Source organism: Kribbella sp. (assembly GCF_035655035.1).
Classification (GTDB): Bacteria; Actinomycetota; Actinomycetes; order Propionibacteriales; family Kribbellaceae; genus Kribbella.
The window spans coordinates 1-17,680 of sequence record NZ_DASRVN010000657.1; the positions used below are offsets into that span (position 1 = coordinate 1).

The following is a 17,680-nucleotide window of genomic DNA, read 5'->3' on the forward strand; positions in this document are numbered from 1 at the left end:
ACCCTCTGGACCCGCCTCTACCAACAAGGCCTGACAGTCGTGAACCCCACCTCCGCCACCCCCGCCCAACTAACCCTCCCGCCAGGCACCTGGACCGACCTCCACGGCACCCCCTACACCGGCACCATCACAGTCCCCGCCAACACCGGCCTGGTCCTCAACCACAGCTGACCCTCCGAGCGCACCGCTCCCACCCGGGAGCGGTGCGCCCTGGCCGTCAGCGGTTGATGGGCTCGGTCATCCCTGAGTCGTATATGCCTTGACATGTATATGCCTGAGACAGCATATTGATGGTTGTGGATGAGTTGTGGGCGGCGTTGGGGGAGCCCAATCGGCGGGCCTTGCTGGGCGTTTTGCGGGCCGGGGCGCGCGGGGTGGGGGAGTTGGCGGACGAGGTCGGGTTGTCGCAGCCGGCGACGTCGAAGCATTTGCGGGTGTTGCGGGACGCGGGGCTGGTGACGGTTCGCGTCGAGGCGCAGCGGCGGATCTACGCCGTCGACCCGGGCGGGATGGCCGAGTTCGATCGATGGCTGCAGCCGTACCGGCGGTTGTGGAACGACCGGCTGGATGCTCTGGGCAACTACCTGGACACAGCGGAAGCAGACGAGGATCAGGAGTGAATCATGGACCGAGGTACGTACGTCGACCACCACGGGCGTCCGGCGGTGCGCTTCGAGCGCAGTTATCCGTACCCCCTAGAGCGGGTGTGGTCCGCGGTCACCGACCCGCGGGAGCTGGAGCACTGGTTTCCCTCGGCGGTGGAGCTGGAGCCGCGCGTCGGCGGCAAGGTGGTCTTCAGCGGCGACCCGAACGTCGAGGACGGCACCGGGGAGGTGTTGACGTACGAGCCGCCGCACCGGATCGCCTTCACCTGGGGTGACAACGAGCTCCACCTGGACCTGCGCTCCACCCCGGAGGGCTGCACGCTCACGCTGGTCGACGTACTCGGCAACCGTGATGAAGCCGCTCGCAACGGGGCCGGCTGGCACGTGTGTCTCGATGAGCTGAGCAAGAGTCTCGACGGCACCACCTCAGCCGGTCCGCACAGCGACACCGCCACCGAATGGCAGCCGTTGTACGACGAGTACGTCGCCGCCGGCATGCCCCATGGCGCCGCGATCCCCACCGGTGATGAGCGCTGATTCGGGGCCCGAGACCAGATCCGGCCCCGCAAGCGTCGGGCGGGGGACTGGCGCGTGGCTGGTACTTGTCGCGACAGCCCTCGCCGCGACGATGGACGGGTTGGACGCAACGGGGTTGTCCGTCGCCAACCCCGCGATAGCTCGGGACCTGCACGCGTCGCTGCCGAGCCTGCAGGCCATCACCACCGGGTACATGGTGGCCATGGCCGCTTCGGTGATCGTCGTCGGCAAGGTCGGTGACCGGTACGGCCACCGCCGGGTCTTCCTGATCGGCCTGGCCGGGTTCGCGGTCAGCTCGGCCTTGGTCGGTCTGTCGTCGACCGCGACCGAAATGGTGCTGTGGCGGGTGGCGCAAGGCGTTTCCGGTGCCATGCTGGCAGCGAACGCGGTCGCGCTGTTACGGCACACCTTTCCGCCGGATCGGTTCAAGCTGGCGGTCGGACTCTTCAGCGGCGGACTGGCGCTGGCGAGCCTCGGAGGACCGTTCCTCGGCGGCGCGCTGGTCGAGTACCTCAGCTGGCGGGCGATCTTCTTCGTGAACCTTCCGATCGCTGCCGTTGCCGGGATCCTCGCCGTACTGCACGCGCCCCGGCACACCCGGGCGGACGTGGGCGGGCGCCTGGACATCTCGGGCGTGGTGGTGCTCGCCGTCGCCGTGGCGGCGCTGGTCTCCGGCGTGAGCCGTGCCGGCGCATACGGCTGGGGCGGGATGTATCCGATCGCGGCGTTCGTCGCGGCGATCGTCCTGCTGGTCAGGTTCGTGAGGATCGAGCGCTCGGCGGCCGACCCCGTCGTACCACTCGACTTGTTCCGATCGCGGCAGAGCTGTCTGGCGCTCGCCGTGATTCTCGCCGGGGGCCTGACGCATTTCGGGTCCGCGTACTACTTTGCCCTTTATCTACAGCAGTTTCGCGGTCTCAGTCCGCTCGCCGCCGGCGCGAGTCTGCTGCCGATGCTCGGCCTGGTTGCTTTCGGCGGGCCGTTGAGTGGACTGCTCAACCAACGCTACGGCCCGCGCTTGCCGGTAACGGCCGGGCTCACTCTGCTCGCAGCTGGTGCAGTCGGCCTGTCGGTGACCGGTCTGGATGCCCGTCTGATCGCGCTCATTCCGTGGCTGCTGCCGATGGGCCTGGGCGTCGGACTGGCGCTTCCGACCGCAACCGCGATCGTCGTCAGTCAAGCTCCGGCGGAGCACGCCGGCGCCGCCTCAGGTCTGCAGCACACCGTCTTGATGGTGTCCGGCGCGCTCGCGGTCTCCGTCCTCGGCGCGATCATCACCGCCAGCGCACCGCAGTACGCCGACATCGCAGTCGTCCAAGACCCAACCGCCTTCCTCACCGGCCTCCGCCACGCCTTCCTCACCGGAGCAGCCCTCACCGCCACAACCGCCACCTTGTATCTGTGCGGCACGCGACCCGCAGACACTCAGCGAGCTACCTGAGGTTTTCTGGGGGGATGCCGGTGGAGCCTCGGATTACCAGGCGGGTTTCCAGTTTTACGGTGAGGGGGGTGGGGGAGTCGGGGTCGCGGAGTTGGTCGAGGAGGAGGTCCACGGCGGCGGAGCCGAGTTCGGCGGCGGGGACGTGGATGGAGGTGAGCATGGGGTGGGTGACGGTGGAGAGCGGGCTGTCGTCGATGCCGATCACGCTGATTTCGCGGCCTACCTGCATTCCGCGTTCGGTGAGGCGGGACATGACGCCTAGGGCGATCAGGTCGTCGTAGGCGATGGCGGCGGCTACCTCGGAGGACTGCAGGAGGTCGGCGGCTCGCATGCCGGCTTGGATCTGGGGCTCGAAGGGGCCCAGCTCGCGGAGCTCCACGTCGTTGGCGGCGCAGGCCTTGGCGAGGGCGTCGCGGCGTTGCTGGTTGGACCAGGAACGGCGGGGGCCGGACAGGTAGGTGATCCGGCGGTGGCCCAGGGAGACCAGATGTTCGACGGCCTCCTGCATGCCTTCGTTCTCGTCGATGACCACGCTGCCGGCGCCTTCGACCTCGCGGTTCACGAAGACGACGGGCAGTTGCTGGGCGAGCCGAGTCAGGTCGGCGGGGGCGGTCCGGGGCGACGCCAGGATCAGGCCGTCCACCTGGCGGCTGAGGCCGCGGGCGAGCTCGAGTTCGTCGGCGACGTGTTCGTCGGTGTCCGCGATCAGTACGGCGTACCGCTTGTCGCGCGCGCGGGCCTGGACCGACTTGATGATCGGCGGGAAGAACGGGTTCGCGATGTCCGGGACGACCAGGCCGACGGTGTCGGTGCGGCCGGACACCAGTGATCGGCCGGCCCGGCTCGGTGCGTAGCCGAGCTGCCGGGCGACGCGTTCGATCCGGGCCCGGGTCTCGGCGTTGACCTTCTCCGGATCGGTCAGCGCCCGTGACACGGTCGACGTCGACACGTTGCAGGCCGCGGCCACCTCCGCCAGCGTGACAGCCAAGGCAAGCTCCCCAAGTCGCGTACGGATAGGTCCTGGCATCGTAGCGCAAACGATTGCCGCTGCTCTGCACCCTGATTGTAACCACTTGGACGAGTTTCCACTGCAAGCCGTTGACTCTTGCTGCAAACGTTGGCAGTCTCATCACACCCCGGCCGATCCGGCCGTGGATCGAAGGGAGATCCCGTGCGCTCCAGAGTGAAACTGACAGCGGTCGTGGCCGGTCTGGCCCTGCTGTCCGGACTGACGGCCTGTTCAGGGGGCGCCGGCGCCGCCAACGCCGGCAAGGCGGCGCCGCTGACGGTCGCTGCGTACTCGCAGCCGACCTTGCAGCCGAACTTCAACCCGTTCTCGGTGAACGCCCTGCGCGGCACCATCGGGCTGATCTACGAGCAACTGTTCGACTTCAACACCGCGCACGGATCAGAGTTCATGCCGAGCCTGGTCACGAAATACACCTGGGCTCCCGGCGGTAAGGCGATCGACCTCGCGCTGGACAACCGGGCGAAGTGGTCCGACGGCAGCGCGCTGACCGCCGACGATGTGATCTTCACGTTCGACTACCTGAAGCAGCACCAGCTGCTGGCGTTGCCGGTCGACCAGGTGACCAAGACGGCCGACGGCGTGCACATCACGTTCACCAAACCGGCGTACGCCGCGATCCAGGATCTGGGCCGGACCGTGATCGTGCCGAAGAAGGTGTGGACCGGCAAGGACCCGGACACCGAGACGAACCTCAAGCCGATGGGCAGCGGCCCGTACGAGCTCGGCCAGGTGACCGGCCAGCAGGCCACGTTCAAGGCGCGCGCAGACTACTGGAAGCAGAAGGTCCCGGTCCCGCAGATCACGTACGTGACCACGAGCAGCACCAACCTGCTGGCCCAGCAGCTGGTCCGGCACGAGGTCGACCTCGCGTACGCCGGCATCCCGGACGTGAAGAACCAGTTCGTGCAGAAGAACGCGGCGCAGAACCACCTCTGGCCGGTGTATGCGAGCATGAAGCCGCTGATGCTGAACCTGAAGCGCAAGCCGTTCGACAACGTGCACGTCCGCAAGGGCATCGCGCTGTCGATCGATCGGCAGGCGGTCACCGACGCGTACAACCCGGGCGTCTACCAGCCGGTCGGCCCGACCGGGCTGTACCAGGGCACCCTGTCGAAGTGGATCGACCCCGCGCACCGCGACCCGGTGAAGCCGGACAAGACCGCGGCGCTGGCCGAGTTCGCCCAGGCGGGCTACAAGCCGCAGGGCGGCAAGCTGATCGGTGCCGATGGCAAGCAGTTGAAGCTGAGCATCCTGACCGTCAGCGCGTTCGCCGACGGGATGGCGTACACCCAGGAGCTGGCGTCGCAGCTGACCGCGGTCGGCATCGACGCCGCGGTGAACGGGGTACCGTCGGCCGCCTACACCGGTGACGAGGACAAGCGCGACTTCGACGCGATCTACGGCGACGCGTTCACCTTCGGCACGAACCCGTACACGTTCTACAACAAGATGCTGTCGAAGAAGTCCAAGACCAACCTGGTCGGCTGGGACGACCCGGCCACCGAGGCCGCGCTCGGCGCCCTCGCGCAGGCGGCGCCGGACGCGCAGCTGCAGGCGTCGAAGCCGCTGCAGCAGATCATGCTCGCCCAGGTGCCGGTGGTCCCGGTGGCCGTGAAGGGTACGCCGTACATGTACAACACCGAGCACTGGACCGGCTGGCCGAGCGCCGACGACCCGTACACGACGCCGGATCCGGGCGCGATCAGCGGCGTGTTCGCGGCCAAGCTGTTCCTGTCGCTGAAGCCGGCATGACCCGGTTCCTCGGTACGCCGTTCGTGCAGCGGATCGGGTTCTACCTGATCGCGGCCTGGTCCGCCGTCACGATCAACTTCGTCCTGCCGCGGTTGATGCCGGGCGATCCGGCCTCGGCGATCCTGTTCAAGATGTCCGAGCTCGGGCCGGTGTCGGATCAGCAGGAGGAGCTGGTGCACCGGCTGTTCGGCGGCGCCCGCGGGCAGTCGTGGTGGCACGAGTACGTCGGCTACCTGAGCGGGATCCTGCACCTGGACTTCGGCCGGTCGATCTCGTTCTACCCGGCGACGGTCTCCTCGGTGGTGCGGTCCGGCTTCCTCTGGACGCTGCTGCTGGTCGGCAGCGCGACCGTGATCGCGTTCGTGCTCGGCACCGGCCTCGGAATCCTGGCCGGCTGGCGGCCGGGCCGGGCGCTCGACTCGGTCGGCAGCCTGGTGTCGATCTTCCTGCACTCGATGCCGTACTTCTGGGTGGCGCTGATCCTCGCGTACGTGTTCGCGTTCACGCTCGGCTGGTTCCCGCTGTCCGGCGGCGCCGACCTCGGGCTGGTGCCCGGGTTCACCCCGGACTTCCTGAACAGCGCGGTCCGGCACGCGATGTTGCCGGCCGCAACGATCGTGCTGACCTCGGTGAGCGGCTGGATGATCCACATGCGCAACATGATGGCGTCGGTGGTGAACGAGGACTACGTCCTGCTCGCGCAGGCGAAGGGCCTGCCCGGGCACCGCGTGGTCTTCTCGTACGCCGCCCGGAACGCCGTACTGCCGAGCATCAGCGGGTTCGCGGTGTCGATCGGGATGGTGGTCGGCGGCTCGCTGCTGACCGAGATGGTGTTCAACTACCCGGGCCTCGGCAGCCTGCTCAACCAGGCGATCGTGAACGTGGACTACCCGCTGATGCAGGGCCTGTTCCTGATCATCTCGCTGACCGTGCTGGCGGCGAACTTCGTGGTCGACTCGCTCTACGTACTGATCGACCCACGGACCCGGGAGGTGTCGTGATGCCCCGCGACCGCAAGGTGATCGTCGGACTGACGGTCCTCGGCGTGATGCTGCTGATCGCGATCGTCGGCCCGTACTTCGTCAGCGGCGTACTCGGCCAGTCGCCGACCAAGCTGCACGCGGGACCGCCAATGGCAGGTCCGTCCGGCGAGCACTGGCTGGGTACGACGACGTCCGGCGTGGACGTATTCGCGCAGTTCATCACCGGTACCCGCGTCTCGGTGTTCGTCGGCCTGGTCGGCGGCACGATCTCGACGTTCCTCGCCGTACTGTTCGGACTGGTCAGCGGGTATCACAAAGGCAAGACGGGTGCCGCGCTGACCGGGTTCGTGAACATCTTCCTGGTCATCCCGGGATTGCCGCTGCTGCTCCTGATCGCCAGCTATACAAGGGGCCGTGGCGGTTGGCCCGCGGTTGCGCTGATCATCGGCCTGACCAGCTGGGCCGGTGGCGCCCGGGTCAAGCGGGCGCAGACGTTGTCGCTGCGGAACCGCGACTTCGTGGCCGCCGCGCAGTACTCCGGCGACAAACAGACGCGGGTGCTGTTCCTGGAGGTCGTCCCGCATCTGGCGCCGGTGATCGCGTCGACGTTCCTGTTCGCGGTGGTCGGGTCGATCGCCGCGGAGGCCGGGCTGGACTTCATCGGCGCCGGCAACACGAACACGGTCAGCTGGGGCACGATGCTGTACTGGGCGCAGTCGCAGGGCGCGCTGCAGAGCGGCGCCTGGTGGTGGTTCCTGCCGCCGGGCCTCGGCATCGCGCTGGTCGGTACGGCGGCGGGCCTGGTCAACTTCGGTATCGACGAGCTGTCCGACCCACGGCGCCGTACGCTGCGGACCTCCTCGCGCCGGCCCAAGCGGAAGGCGGTCACGGCATGACGTTGCTCGAGGTGCGCGACCTGGTGGTGGAGTACGGCCCGGAGGTGCGCGCGGTCGACAAGGTGTCGTTCGACGTCGGCCGCGGCGAGATCTTCGGCGTGCTGGGGGAGAGCGGCAGCGGGAAGACCACGCTGATGACCGCGATCACCCGGCTGCAGCGCCCGCCCGCGCGGATCACCGGCGGCACGGTCACCTACCGGCCGGCCGAGGGCAAGCCGGTCGAGCTGGTCGGCTGTACGCCTCGGGAGCTCCGGGAGCTGCGCTGGGAGCGGGTCTCCGTGGTGTTCCAGAGCGCGATGAGCTCGCTGAACCCGGTGATGCGGGTCGGTACCCAGTTCGCCGACGCGATCCGCGCGCACCGTTCGGTGAAACGCGCCGAGGCGTGGCACCGGGCCGCGGAACTGCTCGAACTGGTCGGCATCCCGCGCGACCGGGTGCGCAGCTACCCGCACGAGCTGTCCGGCGGGATGCGGCAGCGGGCCGCGATCGCGCTGTCTCTGGCCTGCCGGCCGGACCTGGTGGTGATGGACGAGCCGACAACCGCGGTCGACGTGGTGATGCAGCGGCAGATCCTCGACAACCTGAAGGACCTGCAGGCGAGCTTCGGGTTCTCGGTCCTGTTCGTCACGCACGACCTGTCGCTGCTGGTCGAGCTCGCCGACCGGATCATGGTGATGTACGCCGGGCGCGCCGTCGAGATCGCGTCCGCCAAGGACATCTACCGGGACCCGCAACACCCGTACACACAGGGATTGCGGGACTCGTTCCCGTCGCTGCACGGTCCGCGGCGCGAGCTGCGCGGGATCGGTGGCGCGCCGCCGGACCTGCGCCGGCTGCCAGCCGGGTGCGCGTTCGAACCGCGCTGCCCGCATCGCGTCGACGACTGCAAGGGGACGCTCCCGCTGCTGATCGAACGCGACCGTACACAGGCAGCCTGTCTGCTCCTCGACCGTCAGGAGGTGGGCCATGCTGGAGGCCATTGACGTCACCAAGCGGATGGCGTTGCACGGCAGGCGGCACGGGCAGTGGTTCACCGCCGTGGACTCGGCGTCGCTCAAGCTGGAGCCCGGCAAGGTGGTCGCGCTGGTCGGCGAGAGTGGTTCGGGCAAAAGCACGCTCGCACGGATCCTCACGCTCGGGGACGAGCCGTCCGCGGGCGCGATCCGGCTGGCCGGCAAGGAGGTCAGCGGGCGGCGGCGCGCGGACCGGCAGGCGCACTTCGGCCAGGTGCAGCTGATCATGCAGGACCCGTTCGCCTCGCTGAACCAGCTGCACAAGGTCCGCTACATCCTCGGCCGCCCGCTGCGGAACTTCGGCGCGAGCGGTGACCTCAGCGAGCGGATCGTCGAGCTGCTCGAGCGGGTGAACCTGACGCCGGGGGAGCAGTACATCGACAAGTACCCGCACGAGCTGTCCGGTGGGCAGCGGCAACGGGTCGCGATCGCCCGCGCGCTGGCCGCGGATCCGGCGGTGCTGATCGGCGACGAGCCGGTGTCGATGCTGGACGTGTCGATCCGGCTCGACGTACTGCGGCTGTTCGCGGACCTGTGCGCGCGGGACGGGCTCGCGATGCTGTACATCACGCACGACATCGCCAGCGCCCGGTACTTCGCGGACGAGATCAACGTGATTTACGCGGCCCGGATGGTCGAGGGCGGCCCGGCGGAGGAGGTCACGCAGCACCCGCGGCACCCGTACACGCAGCTGCTGCTCGAGTCGTCGCCGGACCCGGACCGCGAGGGCGAGCGCGGTAGATTGCCGATTGTTGACAATCCTCACGAGCCGGTCGACCGGGAGCAGGAACTGGCCGGCTGCCCGTTCGCGGCCCGCTGCCCGCACGCGATGCCGATCTGCACCGAGCAGCCGCCGCCGGTCACCACGTTCTCCGGCGGTCATTGGTCGCGGTGCTGGTTACACGAGGAGTAATCGAATACTTCTGGAGAGTGATCCGGGGAGCGATCGTGGTGGGCGTCGCGCTGGTCTCGCTGACGGCGTGCGGAAGCTCGAACGCGCCCGCAAGCGCGCCTAGGCGCTAGGTCAGAGCCGACGTCAGCGTGACGTCGACGGTCGTGCGATTGAGGTAGTCGGTCCAGGCCTGCGCCAGGCGATTGACGCCCTGGGTCAATGTTGCCGGGGGCAACGCGTACGGCAGCCGGGTGTGGTGGTCGGTGCTGCCGTCGGCGGAGAAGACCGCGCCGGGCAGCAGCGCGACGCCGTACCGGAGTGCGATCTGGGCGAAATGCGTCGCGTCGCCGTGCGGGAGACGGACCCACAACGACGCTCCCGCCTGCGGTTCCTGCCAGCTCCAGTCGGGGAGGTGCCGGCCGAGCAGCTCGGTCAGCGTACGCAGGCCGACCGGCAGGGTGGTACGGCGTTCCGCCTCGGCGTCGGCGCGGCGGTCCATCAGCCGCAGCGCGACCTCCTGCGCGACCAGCGAGCTGCCGAGGTCGGTGACGCCGCGGACCTGCGCGAACCGCGAGACCACCTGCGGTACGGCGCGGATCCAGCCGAGCCGGAGCCCGCCCCAGAACAGCTTGCTCATCGAGCCGATCGTGACCAGCCGCTCGTGCGTCCCGAGCGCGGGCGCGGTCCGCCGGGCGTCGAACGCCGTACCGGCCAGTGACGTGTCGTCGACGAGCACCACCTCGTGCTGGTCGAGCAGCTTCGCGAGCCGCTGCCGCCGGTCGTCGGACAGGACGACGCCGGTCGGGTTGTGCGCCGCCGCCTGGACGTACACGAGCCGCGGCGATTCGTTCGTGAGCAGCCGCTCCAGCGCCGCGACATCGAGTCCGGCGGAGTCGATGCGGACGGTCCGCAGCCGGCTCCCGGTCCGCGCGAACGCCTCGAGCGCCCCGCGGTACGTCGGTTGCTCGACGACCACGCCGTCGCCCGGCTGCAGGCACCCGCGCGCGACGAGCTCGAGGGCCTGCTGGGCACCGGACGTGATCAGGATGTCCTCGGGCGCGGTCGGCGTACCGGCGTCGCTGTACCAGCGGGCGATCCGTTCGCGCAGGGCGGGCAGGCCGCGGAGGTGGTAGCCGTGGTGGGTGCTGGTCAGCCGGAGGTAGTCGTTGCGGGTCAGGCCCGCGGCGACGTCGGCGACCAGGTCGAGGCTCGGCAGCGCCGCGGTGGCGAAGTCGATCGTTGCCAACGGCCCGTTCAGGAACTGGCTCGCCGCGTGGTCGCCCGCGAGGCCCGACACGGTCTCCCGGTTGCGATCGAGCGTGACCCGCGTACCGCTGCCCTGTCGCCGCTCCAACTGCCCCTTCTCGCGGAGCATCTGGTATGCCGCGACCACCGTCGTACGGCTGACCGTCAGCGCCGTCGACAGCGCCCGCTCGGGTGGCAGCGCGGCCCCCGGCGGCAGCTCGCCGCGCTCGATCAGCTCGGCCAGGCTGTCGCTCAACTGCCGGTACAACGGCCCGGACCGGGCGCCGGCACCGACCAGCATGCGCGCGAGCTCGTCGGCGGAGAATCTGAGGCCATTACCGTCCTGGATCACAAACAGAGTCCAATTTCGTCGCTGTGGCTATAGCTGGCATTGGGTATCAAGGGCCAATCTAAGGCGCTTGCTGGTCTGTGAGGAGCCTTGTGATGACAGTGACCTATCAGTTCGAGTACGCCGAGCGGCTGCGTGTCGCCTTCATCGGGGCCGGCGGGCACTCGTACCGCAACGTGTATCCGGCATTCCAGTACGCGCCGGTGGACCTGGTGGCCGTGTGCGACGTACAGCTGGACAGGGCCGAGACGTATGCCCGGCGGTTCGGGGCCGCGGCGGCGTACGCCGACCATCGGGAGATGTTGTCGGTCGAGCGGCCGGACGCGGTCTTCATCGTCACGTCGTACACGTCTGAAGGGGATGTGCAGGCGACGGCGCTGGCCGAGGACTGTGTGCGGGCCGGTGCGCATGTGTGGATGGAGAAGCCGACCGCGGCCGGGATGGCGCAGCTCGATCGGTTGCAGGCGGCGGCCGACGAGACCGGACGTACGGTGATGACCGGGCTGAAGAAGATCTTCACGCCGGCGGCCGAGAAGGTGAAGGCGATCATGGGTACGCCGGAGTTCGGGGTGGCGTCCTCGATCTCGGTCCGGTACCCGCAGGCGCTGCCGGCGCCGGAGGAGCGGTCGGACGACGTCCGGATGATCGGGTTCCTGGACCACATCTTCCATCCGGCGGCGCTGCTCACGTACTTGATGGGACCGGTGCGGCGGCTGAGCTACGAGTGGGAGCCGGGGACCGGCGCGAGTGTGTCGAGCCTCCTGTTCGAGTCCGGCGCGGTCGGGACGCTGCATCTCGCCGCCGGCTCGGCGAACGGGGCGCCGCTGGAGCGGGTCGAGGTGATCGGTTCCGGGGCGAACGTGGTGGTGGACAACGGCGTACGGATCACGTACTACCGGGCCGGGGCCGACCTCGGGTACGGGCGGTCGGGGTCGTTCGTGACCGACGACGCGGTGGCGCCGCTGCGGTGGGAACCGGAGTTCTCGCTTGGGCAGCTCTACAACAAGAACCTGTTCTACCTCGGGTACGTGCCCGAGATCGTGCACTTCTGCGAGAGCGTGCTGGCCGGGAGGCCGGTCGAGAAGGGCACGCTGGGGGACGTCCGGGAGATCCTCAAGCTGTACGAGTTGTACCGCCGGCTGCCCGCCGGTACGTCCGCGACGATCGGGAGTTGACCATGGGAGAGCAGAGCCGTGTGACGGCCGCCGACGCGGTGACCGTCGAGGAACAGCCGTGGGGACGCCTGGAGTGGATGGTGTCCGCGGCGCTGGGCAACTCCGCCACGATGACCGTCGGGCGCTGCTACATCCGCCCGGGCGAACAGAACCCGCGCCACTACCACCCGAACTGCGACGAGGTACTCCACGTCCTCCAGGGCACGATCGAACACACCGTCGCCGACGACAAGGTCGCGATGGGTCCGGGCGACACGATCAGCATCCCCTCGGGTGCCGTCCACAACGCCCGCAATGTCGGCGCCGACGAGGCGATCTTCGTCATCTGCTTCTCCACCCCCAACCGCGAAACGGTAGGCGAGTGAAATGCCGACGGTGGTCTTGCTCGGAACGCTTGATACGAAGGCGGACGAGTACGCGTTCGTCCGGGACAGGTTGCTGGCGGCTGGGCTGAACGTGCTTGTGGTCGACGCCGGAGTGTTGGGGGAGCCGGGGATCTCAGCCGACGTGGAGCGGGCGGCTGTGGCTGCCGCGGCGGGGACTGATGTGGGGGAGTTGCGGTCCGCGGGGGATCGGGGAGCGGCGGTTACTGCTATGGCGAGTGGGGCGGCCGTCGTGGTGCGGGAGTTGTACGACGACGGGCGGTTGGACGGGGCCCTCGCGTTGGGTGGGACCGGGGGTACGTCGATCGCCGCGACCGCGTTCAGGGAGTTGCCGCTGGGGGTGCCGAAGGTGATCGTGTCGACGGTGGCGTCCGGTGATACGTCGGCGTACGTACGGGAGAGCGATCTCGTGCTGATGCCCAGCGTGGTGGACGTGGCCGGCGTGAACCGGCTGTCGGCGCGGATCCTGGCGAACGCGGCGGCGGCCGTCGCGGGCATGGTGCTGGCCGAGCCGGTGGCGGTCGTGACCGACGTACCGTTGCTTGCAGCAAGCATGTTCGGGGTGACCACGCCGGCGGTGAACACGGCGCGGGCGCGGCTGACCGGGCTCGGGTACGAAGTACTCGTGTTCCACATGACCGGAGTCGGCGGCCGGACGCTCGAGTCCCACCTCGGCCTCACCGCCGGCGGCTCGATCGGCGCCGGCACCGCCCGCACCCTGGACGACTGCGCAGCCCTGATCAACGCCTGGACCGCCGCCGCCCGCGCGATCCGCCCCGACATCTTCGTCCTCTGCCACGGCGGCCCGATCGCGGAGCCTCCCGACGTCGAGCGCATCCTCGAGCTCTGCCCGGACCTCGACGGCTTCTACGGCGCCTCCTCCATGGAACGCCTCCCCCCGAACCGGCGATCACCGCCACCACCAGCACCTTCGTGAACCTCCGCCGCGGCGTTCGGTAACGGTTTCCTTCTGGCTGAAGTTAAAGCCGCGCGAGTGGTTGACACCTTCGTCGCGCGCAATTAACTTCAGCTGGAAGTAAACCCGTCGAACCCGACAAGGTGGGCGTGTGGACAACCGTCTGAACGTGCTGGTCGTGATGGCCGACGAGCAGAGCTGGAACACCCTGGGCTGCACCGGAAACCCCGCCGCGCGGACGCCGAATCTGGACGCGCTCGCCACTGGGTCGACGGTCTTCGATGCCTGCTACACGCCGTTCCCGTTGTGCTGTCCGTCGCGCACCAGTCTGTGGACCGGGCTGATGCCGCGGCACCACGGCGTGCTGGGCAACTGGCGTCCGATCGAGCCGCAACTCCGCGAGGCCGGCGTCGCACAGGCGTTCGCAGCGGCCGGCTACCACACGCACTACAACGGCAAATGGCACGTCCCCGGCACCACGCCGGAACTGATGGGCTGGGCGGACAGCAGCGCGATTCCCGCCGTACTGCGGGGCCAGGACCGCGGGCGCTACATCGAGGACTATCGCGCGTGGGCGGGCGAGCGCGGGTACCCGTTCGACCCCGACCACATCGAGAACCTGACGGCGACGGACCTCGCCCGGCTGAAGGAGAAGCCGTACGCGACGTCGAGCGTCCCGCTGGACTCGTTCCTCGAGACCTGGCAGTGCGACACGTTCCTCGAGGGCCTGGACCGGCGCCCGCACGACCAGCCCTGGCTCGCGGTCTGCTCGATGAACGCACCGCACTTCCCGATGCTCGTCCCGAGCCCGTACGACCGGCTGATCGACCGCACCAAGGTGCAACTGCCGGAGAGCTGGAAGACGGGTACGGCGACGACGCCACGTGAGGTCCGCGAGTCGCACTTCGCCCGCGACTTCGAGAATCTCGACGAGCAGGACTGGATCGAGGTGACCAGCCACTATCTCGGGCTGTGCGCACTCGTCGACGCGCAGTTCGGCAGGATCCGCCGGTACCTCGAGGACGCGGGCGAGTGGGACCGGACGGTGGTCGTGTTCACCTCCGACCACGGCGACCTGATGGGCGCGCACCGGCTGATGGAGAAGGGCCACTGGCTGCACTACGAGGAGGCCCTGCGGGTGCCGCTGATCGTTCGGCACCCGGACGGCCGGCAGAGCCGGAACGCGAACTTCGTCTCGCTGGTCGACGTCGCGGCGACGCTGGCGGAGCTGGCCGCCGTACCGTGGCACGACTCGCACGACGGGCGGTCGTTCGCGGCGATGGTCGGCGACGGTACGTCGGCGCCGACCCGCGAGTACGTCACCGCCGAGACGATGCTGCACGACGGCAAACCCGGCGGGAACGGCGATCCGTTCCACGCCGCGGACTGGGAGTACCCGCGGGACAGCCTGAACCTGTCCGTCCGGACCGCCGGTCATCGGTACGTCTTCCGCTCCCACGACGAGGCGGAGCTGTACGACCTGGCGGTTGATCCCTGGGAGCAGCACAACCTCGCCTGCCGCGAGGTACCGACCGCGAGACGGCTCGCGGAGCTGCTCGCCGCCGAGGTCTCCGACGTACTGCCGGAGGCCGCCGCCCTTGTCCGTCGGCGCATCCCCGCCACACAGGCACCGAAAGGCTGATCATGACCACTCAGTTCTCCCGGCGGCGGCTCCTGCAGTTCGGGGCCGCGGCGGCCGGACTCACCGCCGTCTCCTCCTGCACCCGCGGCCTCGGCGGGAGCGGCAACACGTCGGGCGGTGGGTCGAAAGGCACGCTGGACGTGATGTTCTGGGGCGAGGGCGACCAGAACAAGTTGCTCATCAAGGCGCTCGACCTCTACCAGAAGTCCTCGGGCGCGGTGAAGGTGAACCCGCAGTACTCCGGTTTCTCCGGGTACTACGACAAGCTCGCCACCCGCGTCGCCGGGGGCAACCCGCCGGACGTGTTCCAGATCCATCTGCCCTACCTGATGGAGTACATCAAGCGCGGGGCGGTGGCGCCGCTGGATCAGTACAAGGACGACCTCGGCCTCGACAAGATGCCGGACTACGTTGCCACCACGACGAAGGCGGACGGGAAGTACTACTTCGCGCTGCTCGGCGCGGCGACCCAACCGGCCATCATCGTCGACACCACCAAGCTGAAGGGCCTCGGGATGGCCGCGCCGAGCCCGGACTGGACGATCGACCAGTACAAGTCCGCGATGGCCGACGTCTGGAACAAGAGCGGTCACAAGCTCGCCGGTACGGCGGACCTCGGCGGCAACTCGATCGCGCTGGAGTCGTTCCTGCGCGGGCGGGGGAAGGCGCTGTTCGGTGACGGCAGCTCGCTCGGATTCGCCGAGGAGGACCTGGCCGCCTGGCTGCAACTCTGGCAGGACCTGCGCGGCAACGGGTCCGCCGTACCGATGCCGGTCACCGCGGCCGCGACCGGTTTCCAGAACGACCCGGTGACGATCGGCAAGGCGGCGTACACCGGGACGGCGACGTCGCGCGGGTTGCCGTCGATGCAGAGCCTGACCAAGGACACGCTGAGCCTCGGGACGTTCCCGTCCGGCGGCGCCGGGTCGGCACCGGGGACGAACATCATTCCGGCCGGCTGGTTCGCGATCTCGCCGAAGTCGAAGAACATCGAGGGCGCGGTCTCGATGCTGAAGTACCTGACCAGCCGGCCGGAGGCGGCGCAGGCGATGGGTCTGGCGCGCGGCGTACCGATCCCGGAGAACATCCGGGCGGACGTGGCGAAGACGGCGACCGGTCTGAACAAGCTGGTCCTGGACAACTACGCGCTGGTCGCGTCGAAGGGGCCGGCGCCGCTGCAGATGTACCCGCCCGGCGCGAGCAAGCTGCTGCAGACGTCATTGCCGAACGCGAACCAGGTGGTGGGTTTCGGCAAGAGCTCGGTGTCGCAGGCGGTGACCAACTTCTTCTCCGACGCCAAGGCCGCGCTGCAGTGAGGCGTAGCCGGTACCAGAACGGGTGGGCACTGCTGTTCCTGGCGCCCTGGCTGATCGGGTTCGTGGCCTTCACCGCCGGGCCGATGCTGATGTCGCTGTACCTGGCCTTCACCAAGTACGACCTGCTCACCGCGCCGAAATGGATCGGGTGGGGCAACTTCGGGCGGATGTTCGGCGCCGACCCGCTCTTCCTGCAGTCGCTGAAGGTGACCGCGATCTACGTGTTCGTCGGTACGCCGTTGAGCCTGTGCTTCGCGCTCGTGGTGGCCGTCGTACTGAACCGCGGTTTGCGGGGGCTCGACTTCTACCGGTCGGCGATCTACCTGCCGTCGCTGTTCGGCGGCAGCGTCGCGGTCGCGGTGCTGTGGCGGAAGGTGTTCAACGGCGACGGACTGGTGAACCAGATCCTCGCGCTGGCGGGGATCCACGGGCCGTCGTGGATCTCCGAGCCGCAGACCGCGCTCGGCACGCTGATCGTGCTCGAGGTGTGGCAGTTCGGCGCGCCGATGGTGATCTTCCTGGCCGGGCTGCGGCAGATCCCGCGGGAGTTCTACGAGGCCGCGCAGGTGGACGGGGCGAGCAGGTCGCGGCAGTTCTGGAGCATCACGATGCCGTTGCTGAGCCCGATCCTGTTCTTCAACCTCACGCTGCAGCTGATCCGGTCGTTCCAGGCGTTCGCGCCGGCGTTCATCATCAGCGACGGCTCGGGCGGCCCGGCCGACTCGACGCTGTTCTACTCGCTGTACCTCTACCAGGAGGGATTCGTGAACTTCGACATGGGTTACGCCGCCGCGATGGCCTGGATGCTGGTGCTGCTGGCCGGTGCCGTGGTCGCCGTCAACTTCATCTTCAGCAGGTTCTGGGTGCACTATGAAAACTGACAAGAAGAACACCCTCGCTTCGCTCGGGGATGGGAGTGAGAAGAACACTCTCGCTTCGCTCGGGGGTGGGACCCTCGCTTCGCGCGGGGGTGGGAGTGGGAAGAGGACCCTCGCTTCGCTCGGGGGTGGGGGTGGGAAGAGGTTGCTTGCGCATTTCGCGCTGATCGTGGTGACGCTGGTGATGCTGTATCCGCTGGTGTGGATGGTGGCCAGCTCGTTCAAGCCGACCGCGGAGATCTTCTCGCAGCCGGGCCTGATCCCGCGGCACTTCGAGCCCTCGAACTACGCGGAGGGCTGGAAGGGCGGAAGGGCGTCTCGAACGCGTTCAGCATCTTCCTGGAGAACTCGTTGTTCATCTCGGTACTGGCGATCGTCGGCAACGTGTTCTCTTGCAGTCTGGCGGCCTTCGCGTTTGCCCGGCTGAACTTCTTCGGGCGGCGGATCGCGTACGTGACGATGCTCGTGACGTTGATGTTGCCGACGCACGTGACGCTGGTGCCGCAGTACATCCTGTTCAACAAGCTCGGCTGGGTGAACACGTTCTACCCGCTGTTCGTGCCGCACTTCTTCGCGGTCGACGCGTTCTTCGTGCTGCTGATGGTGCAGTTCATCCGCTCGCTACCG

16 protein-coding genes and 1 pseudogene are annotated in these 17,680 nt (G+C 68.6%); 15 read left to right on the forward strand and 2 right to left on the reverse strand.

From position 1 onward, the window contains the following. The first annotated feature begins 296 nt into the window (after positions 1 to 296). Genes VFF46_RS34370 through VFF46_RS34380 form a run of 3 tightly spaced genes read left to right on the forward strand, consistent with a single transcriptional unit; the run spans position 297 to position 2,583 of the window. Entirely contained in the window at positions 297 to 620 is a 324-nt protein-coding gene (locus tag VFF46_RS34370; RefSeq protein ID WP_414673126.1) for an ArsR/SmtB family transcription factor, read from the forward strand. 3 nt (positions 621 to 623) lie between these two features. After that, entirely contained in the window at positions 624 to 1,142 is a 519-nt protein-coding gene (locus VFF46_RS34375; RefSeq protein ID WP_325041421.1) for an SRPBCC family protein, read from the forward strand. Then, the gene (locus tag VFF46_RS34380; RefSeq protein WP_325041422.1) at positions 1,132 to 2,583 is read left to right on the forward strand and encodes an MFS transporter; all 1,452 of its coding nucleotides are present in this window, start codon (positions 1,132 to 1,134) and stop codon (positions 2,581 to 2,583) included. Before VFF46_RS34375 ends, VFF46_RS34380 begins: the two co-directional genes overlap by 11 nt. Here the strand turns inward: VFF46_RS34380 and VFF46_RS34385 are convergent. Further along, positions 2,576 to 3,571, reverse strand: a complete 996-nt coding sequence (locus VFF46_RS34385; RefSeq protein ID WP_325041423.1) for a LacI family DNA-binding transcriptional regulator — start codon at positions 3,569 to 3,571, stop codon at positions 2,576 to 2,578. The genes VFF46_RS34380 and VFF46_RS34385 overlap by 8 nt on opposite strands. Positions 3,572 to 3,754: 183 nt before the next feature. On the opposite strand from VFF46_RS34385, the gene VFF46_RS34390 reads away from it, so the two are divergent. The 5 genes from VFF46_RS34390 to VFF46_RS34410 are packed head-to-tail and all read left to right on the forward strand — an operon-like array spanning position 3,755 to position 9,170. Further along, a complete protein-coding gene (locus VFF46_RS34390) occupies positions 3,755 to 5,365 on the forward strand; it encodes an ABC transporter substrate-binding protein (RefSeq protein ID WP_325041424.1) in 1,611 nt (536 codons plus the stop codon). Further along, positions 5,362 to 6,366 (forward strand): ABC transporter permease, encoded by a 1,005-nt coding sequence (locus VFF46_RS34395; protein ID WP_325041425.1) that lies wholly within the window; start codon positions 5,362 to 5,364, stop codon positions 6,364 to 6,366. The genes VFF46_RS34390 and VFF46_RS34395 overlap by 4 nt, the downstream gene beginning before the upstream one ends. Further along, positions 6,366 to 7,244, forward strand: a complete 879-nt coding sequence (locus VFF46_RS34400) for an ABC transporter permease (RefSeq protein ID WP_325041426.1) — start codon at positions 6,366 to 6,368, stop codon at positions 7,242 to 7,244. The genes VFF46_RS34395 and VFF46_RS34400 overlap by 1 nt, the downstream gene beginning before the upstream one ends. After that, positions 7,241 to 8,227 (forward strand): ABC transporter ATP-binding protein, encoded by a 987-nt coding sequence (locus tag VFF46_RS34405; protein WP_325041427.1) that lies wholly within the window; start codon positions 7,241 to 7,243, stop codon positions 8,225 to 8,227. Before VFF46_RS34400 ends, VFF46_RS34405 begins: the two co-directional genes overlap by 4 nt. Next, entirely contained in the window at positions 8,211 to 9,170 is a 960-nt protein-coding gene (locus VFF46_RS34410; protein WP_325041428.1) for an ABC transporter ATP-binding protein, read from the forward strand. The genes VFF46_RS34405 and VFF46_RS34410 overlap by 17 nt, the downstream gene beginning before the upstream one ends. A gap of 106 nt (positions 9,171 to 9,276) precedes the next feature. Here the strand turns inward: VFF46_RS34410 and VFF46_RS34415 are convergent, their stop codons facing one another. After that, positions 9,277 to 10,746, reverse strand: a complete 1,470-nt coding sequence (locus tag VFF46_RS34415; protein WP_325041429.1) for a PLP-dependent aminotransferase family protein — start codon at positions 10,744 to 10,746, stop codon at positions 9,277 to 9,279. Between the two features lie 92 nt (positions 10,747 to 10,838). Here VFF46_RS34415 and VFF46_RS34420 point away from each other — a divergent pair, with 92 nt between their 5' ends. The 7 genes and pseudogenes from VFF46_RS34420 to VFF46_RS34450 all read left to right on the forward strand — a co-directional run. Continuing rightward, positions 10,839 to 11,918, forward strand: a complete 1,080-nt coding sequence (locus tag VFF46_RS34420) for a Gfo/Idh/MocA family oxidoreductase (protein WP_325041430.1) — start codon at positions 10,839 to 10,841, stop codon at positions 11,916 to 11,918. A gap of 2 nt (positions 11,919 to 11,920) precedes the next feature. Then, on the forward strand, positions 11,921 to 12,283 hold the full coding sequence (locus VFF46_RS34425; RefSeq protein ID WP_325041431.1) for a cupin domain-containing protein: 363 nt from the start codon (positions 11,921 to 11,923) through the stop codon (positions 12,281 to 12,283). A gap of 1 nt (position 12,284) precedes the next feature. Next, positions 12,285 to 13,238 carry a Tm-1-like ATP-binding domain-containing protein gene (locus tag VFF46_RS34430; RefSeq protein ID WP_325041432.1) on the forward strand — a complete coding sequence of 318 codons (954 nt, stop codon included), beginning with the start codon at positions 12,285 to 12,287 and terminating at the stop codon, positions 13,236 to 13,238. Between the two features lie 130 nt (positions 13,239 to 13,368). Next, entirely contained in the window at positions 13,369 to 14,859 is a 1,491-nt protein-coding gene (locus tag VFF46_RS34435) for a sulfatase-like hydrolase/transferase (RefSeq protein ID WP_325041433.1), read from the forward strand. Between the two features lie 2 nt (positions 14,860 to 14,861). After that, positions 14,862 to 16,175, forward strand: a complete 1,314-nt coding sequence (locus VFF46_RS34440; protein ID WP_325041434.1) for an ABC transporter substrate-binding protein — start codon at positions 14,862 to 14,864, stop codon at positions 16,173 to 16,175. Beyond that, positions 16,172 to 17,056: a sugar ABC transporter permease gene (locus tag VFF46_RS34445; protein WP_325041435.1), complete on the forward strand. Its 885-nt coding sequence runs from the start codon at positions 16,172 to 16,174 to the stop codon at positions 17,054 to 17,056. Before VFF46_RS34440 ends, VFF46_RS34445 begins: the two co-directional genes overlap by 4 nt. A gap of 198 nt (positions 17,057 to 17,254) precedes the next feature. Further along, a pseudogene (locus VFF46_RS34450) lies at positions 17,255 to 17,680 on the forward strand (hypothetical protein); the annotation flags it as partial.

Coding starts and splice junctions, on each gene's coding strand:
- VFF46_RS34375 (WP_325041421.1), top strand. CDS start 624: ATGGACCGAGGTACGTACGTCGACCACCACGGGCGTCCGGCGGTGCGC.
- VFF46_RS34380 (WP_325041422.1), top strand. CDS start 1,132: ATGAGCGCTGATTCGGGGCCCGAGACCAGATCCGGCCCCGCAAGCGTC.
- VFF46_RS34395 (WP_325041425.1), top strand. CDS start 5,362: ATGACCCGGTTCCTCGGTACGCCGTTCGTGCAGCGGATCGGGTTCTAC.
- VFF46_RS34400 (WP_325041426.1), top strand. CDS start 6,366: ATGCCCCGCGACCGCAAGGTGATCGTCGGACTGACGGTCCTCGGCGTG.
- VFF46_RS34405 (WP_325041427.1), top strand. CDS start 7,241: ATGACGTTGCTCGAGGTGCGCGACCTGGTGGTGGAGTACGGCCCGGAG.
- VFF46_RS34410 (WP_325041428.1), top strand. CDS start 8,211: ATGCTGGAGGCCATTGACGTCACCAAGCGGATGGCGTTGCACGGCAGG.
- VFF46_RS34420 (WP_325041430.1), top strand. CDS start 10,839: ATGACAGTGACCTATCAGTTCGAGTACGCCGAGCGGCTGCGTGTCGCC.
- VFF46_RS34425 (WP_325041431.1), top strand. CDS start 11,921: ATGGGAGAGCAGAGCCGTGTGACGGCCGCCGACGCGGTGACCGTCGAG.
- VFF46_RS34430 (WP_325041432.1), top strand. CDS start 12,285: ATGCCGACGGTGGTCTTGCTCGGAACGCTTGATACGAAGGCGGACGAG.
- VFF46_RS34440 (WP_325041434.1), top strand. CDS start 14,862: ATGACCACTCAGTTCTCCCGGCGGCGGCTCCTGCAGTTCGGGGCCGCG.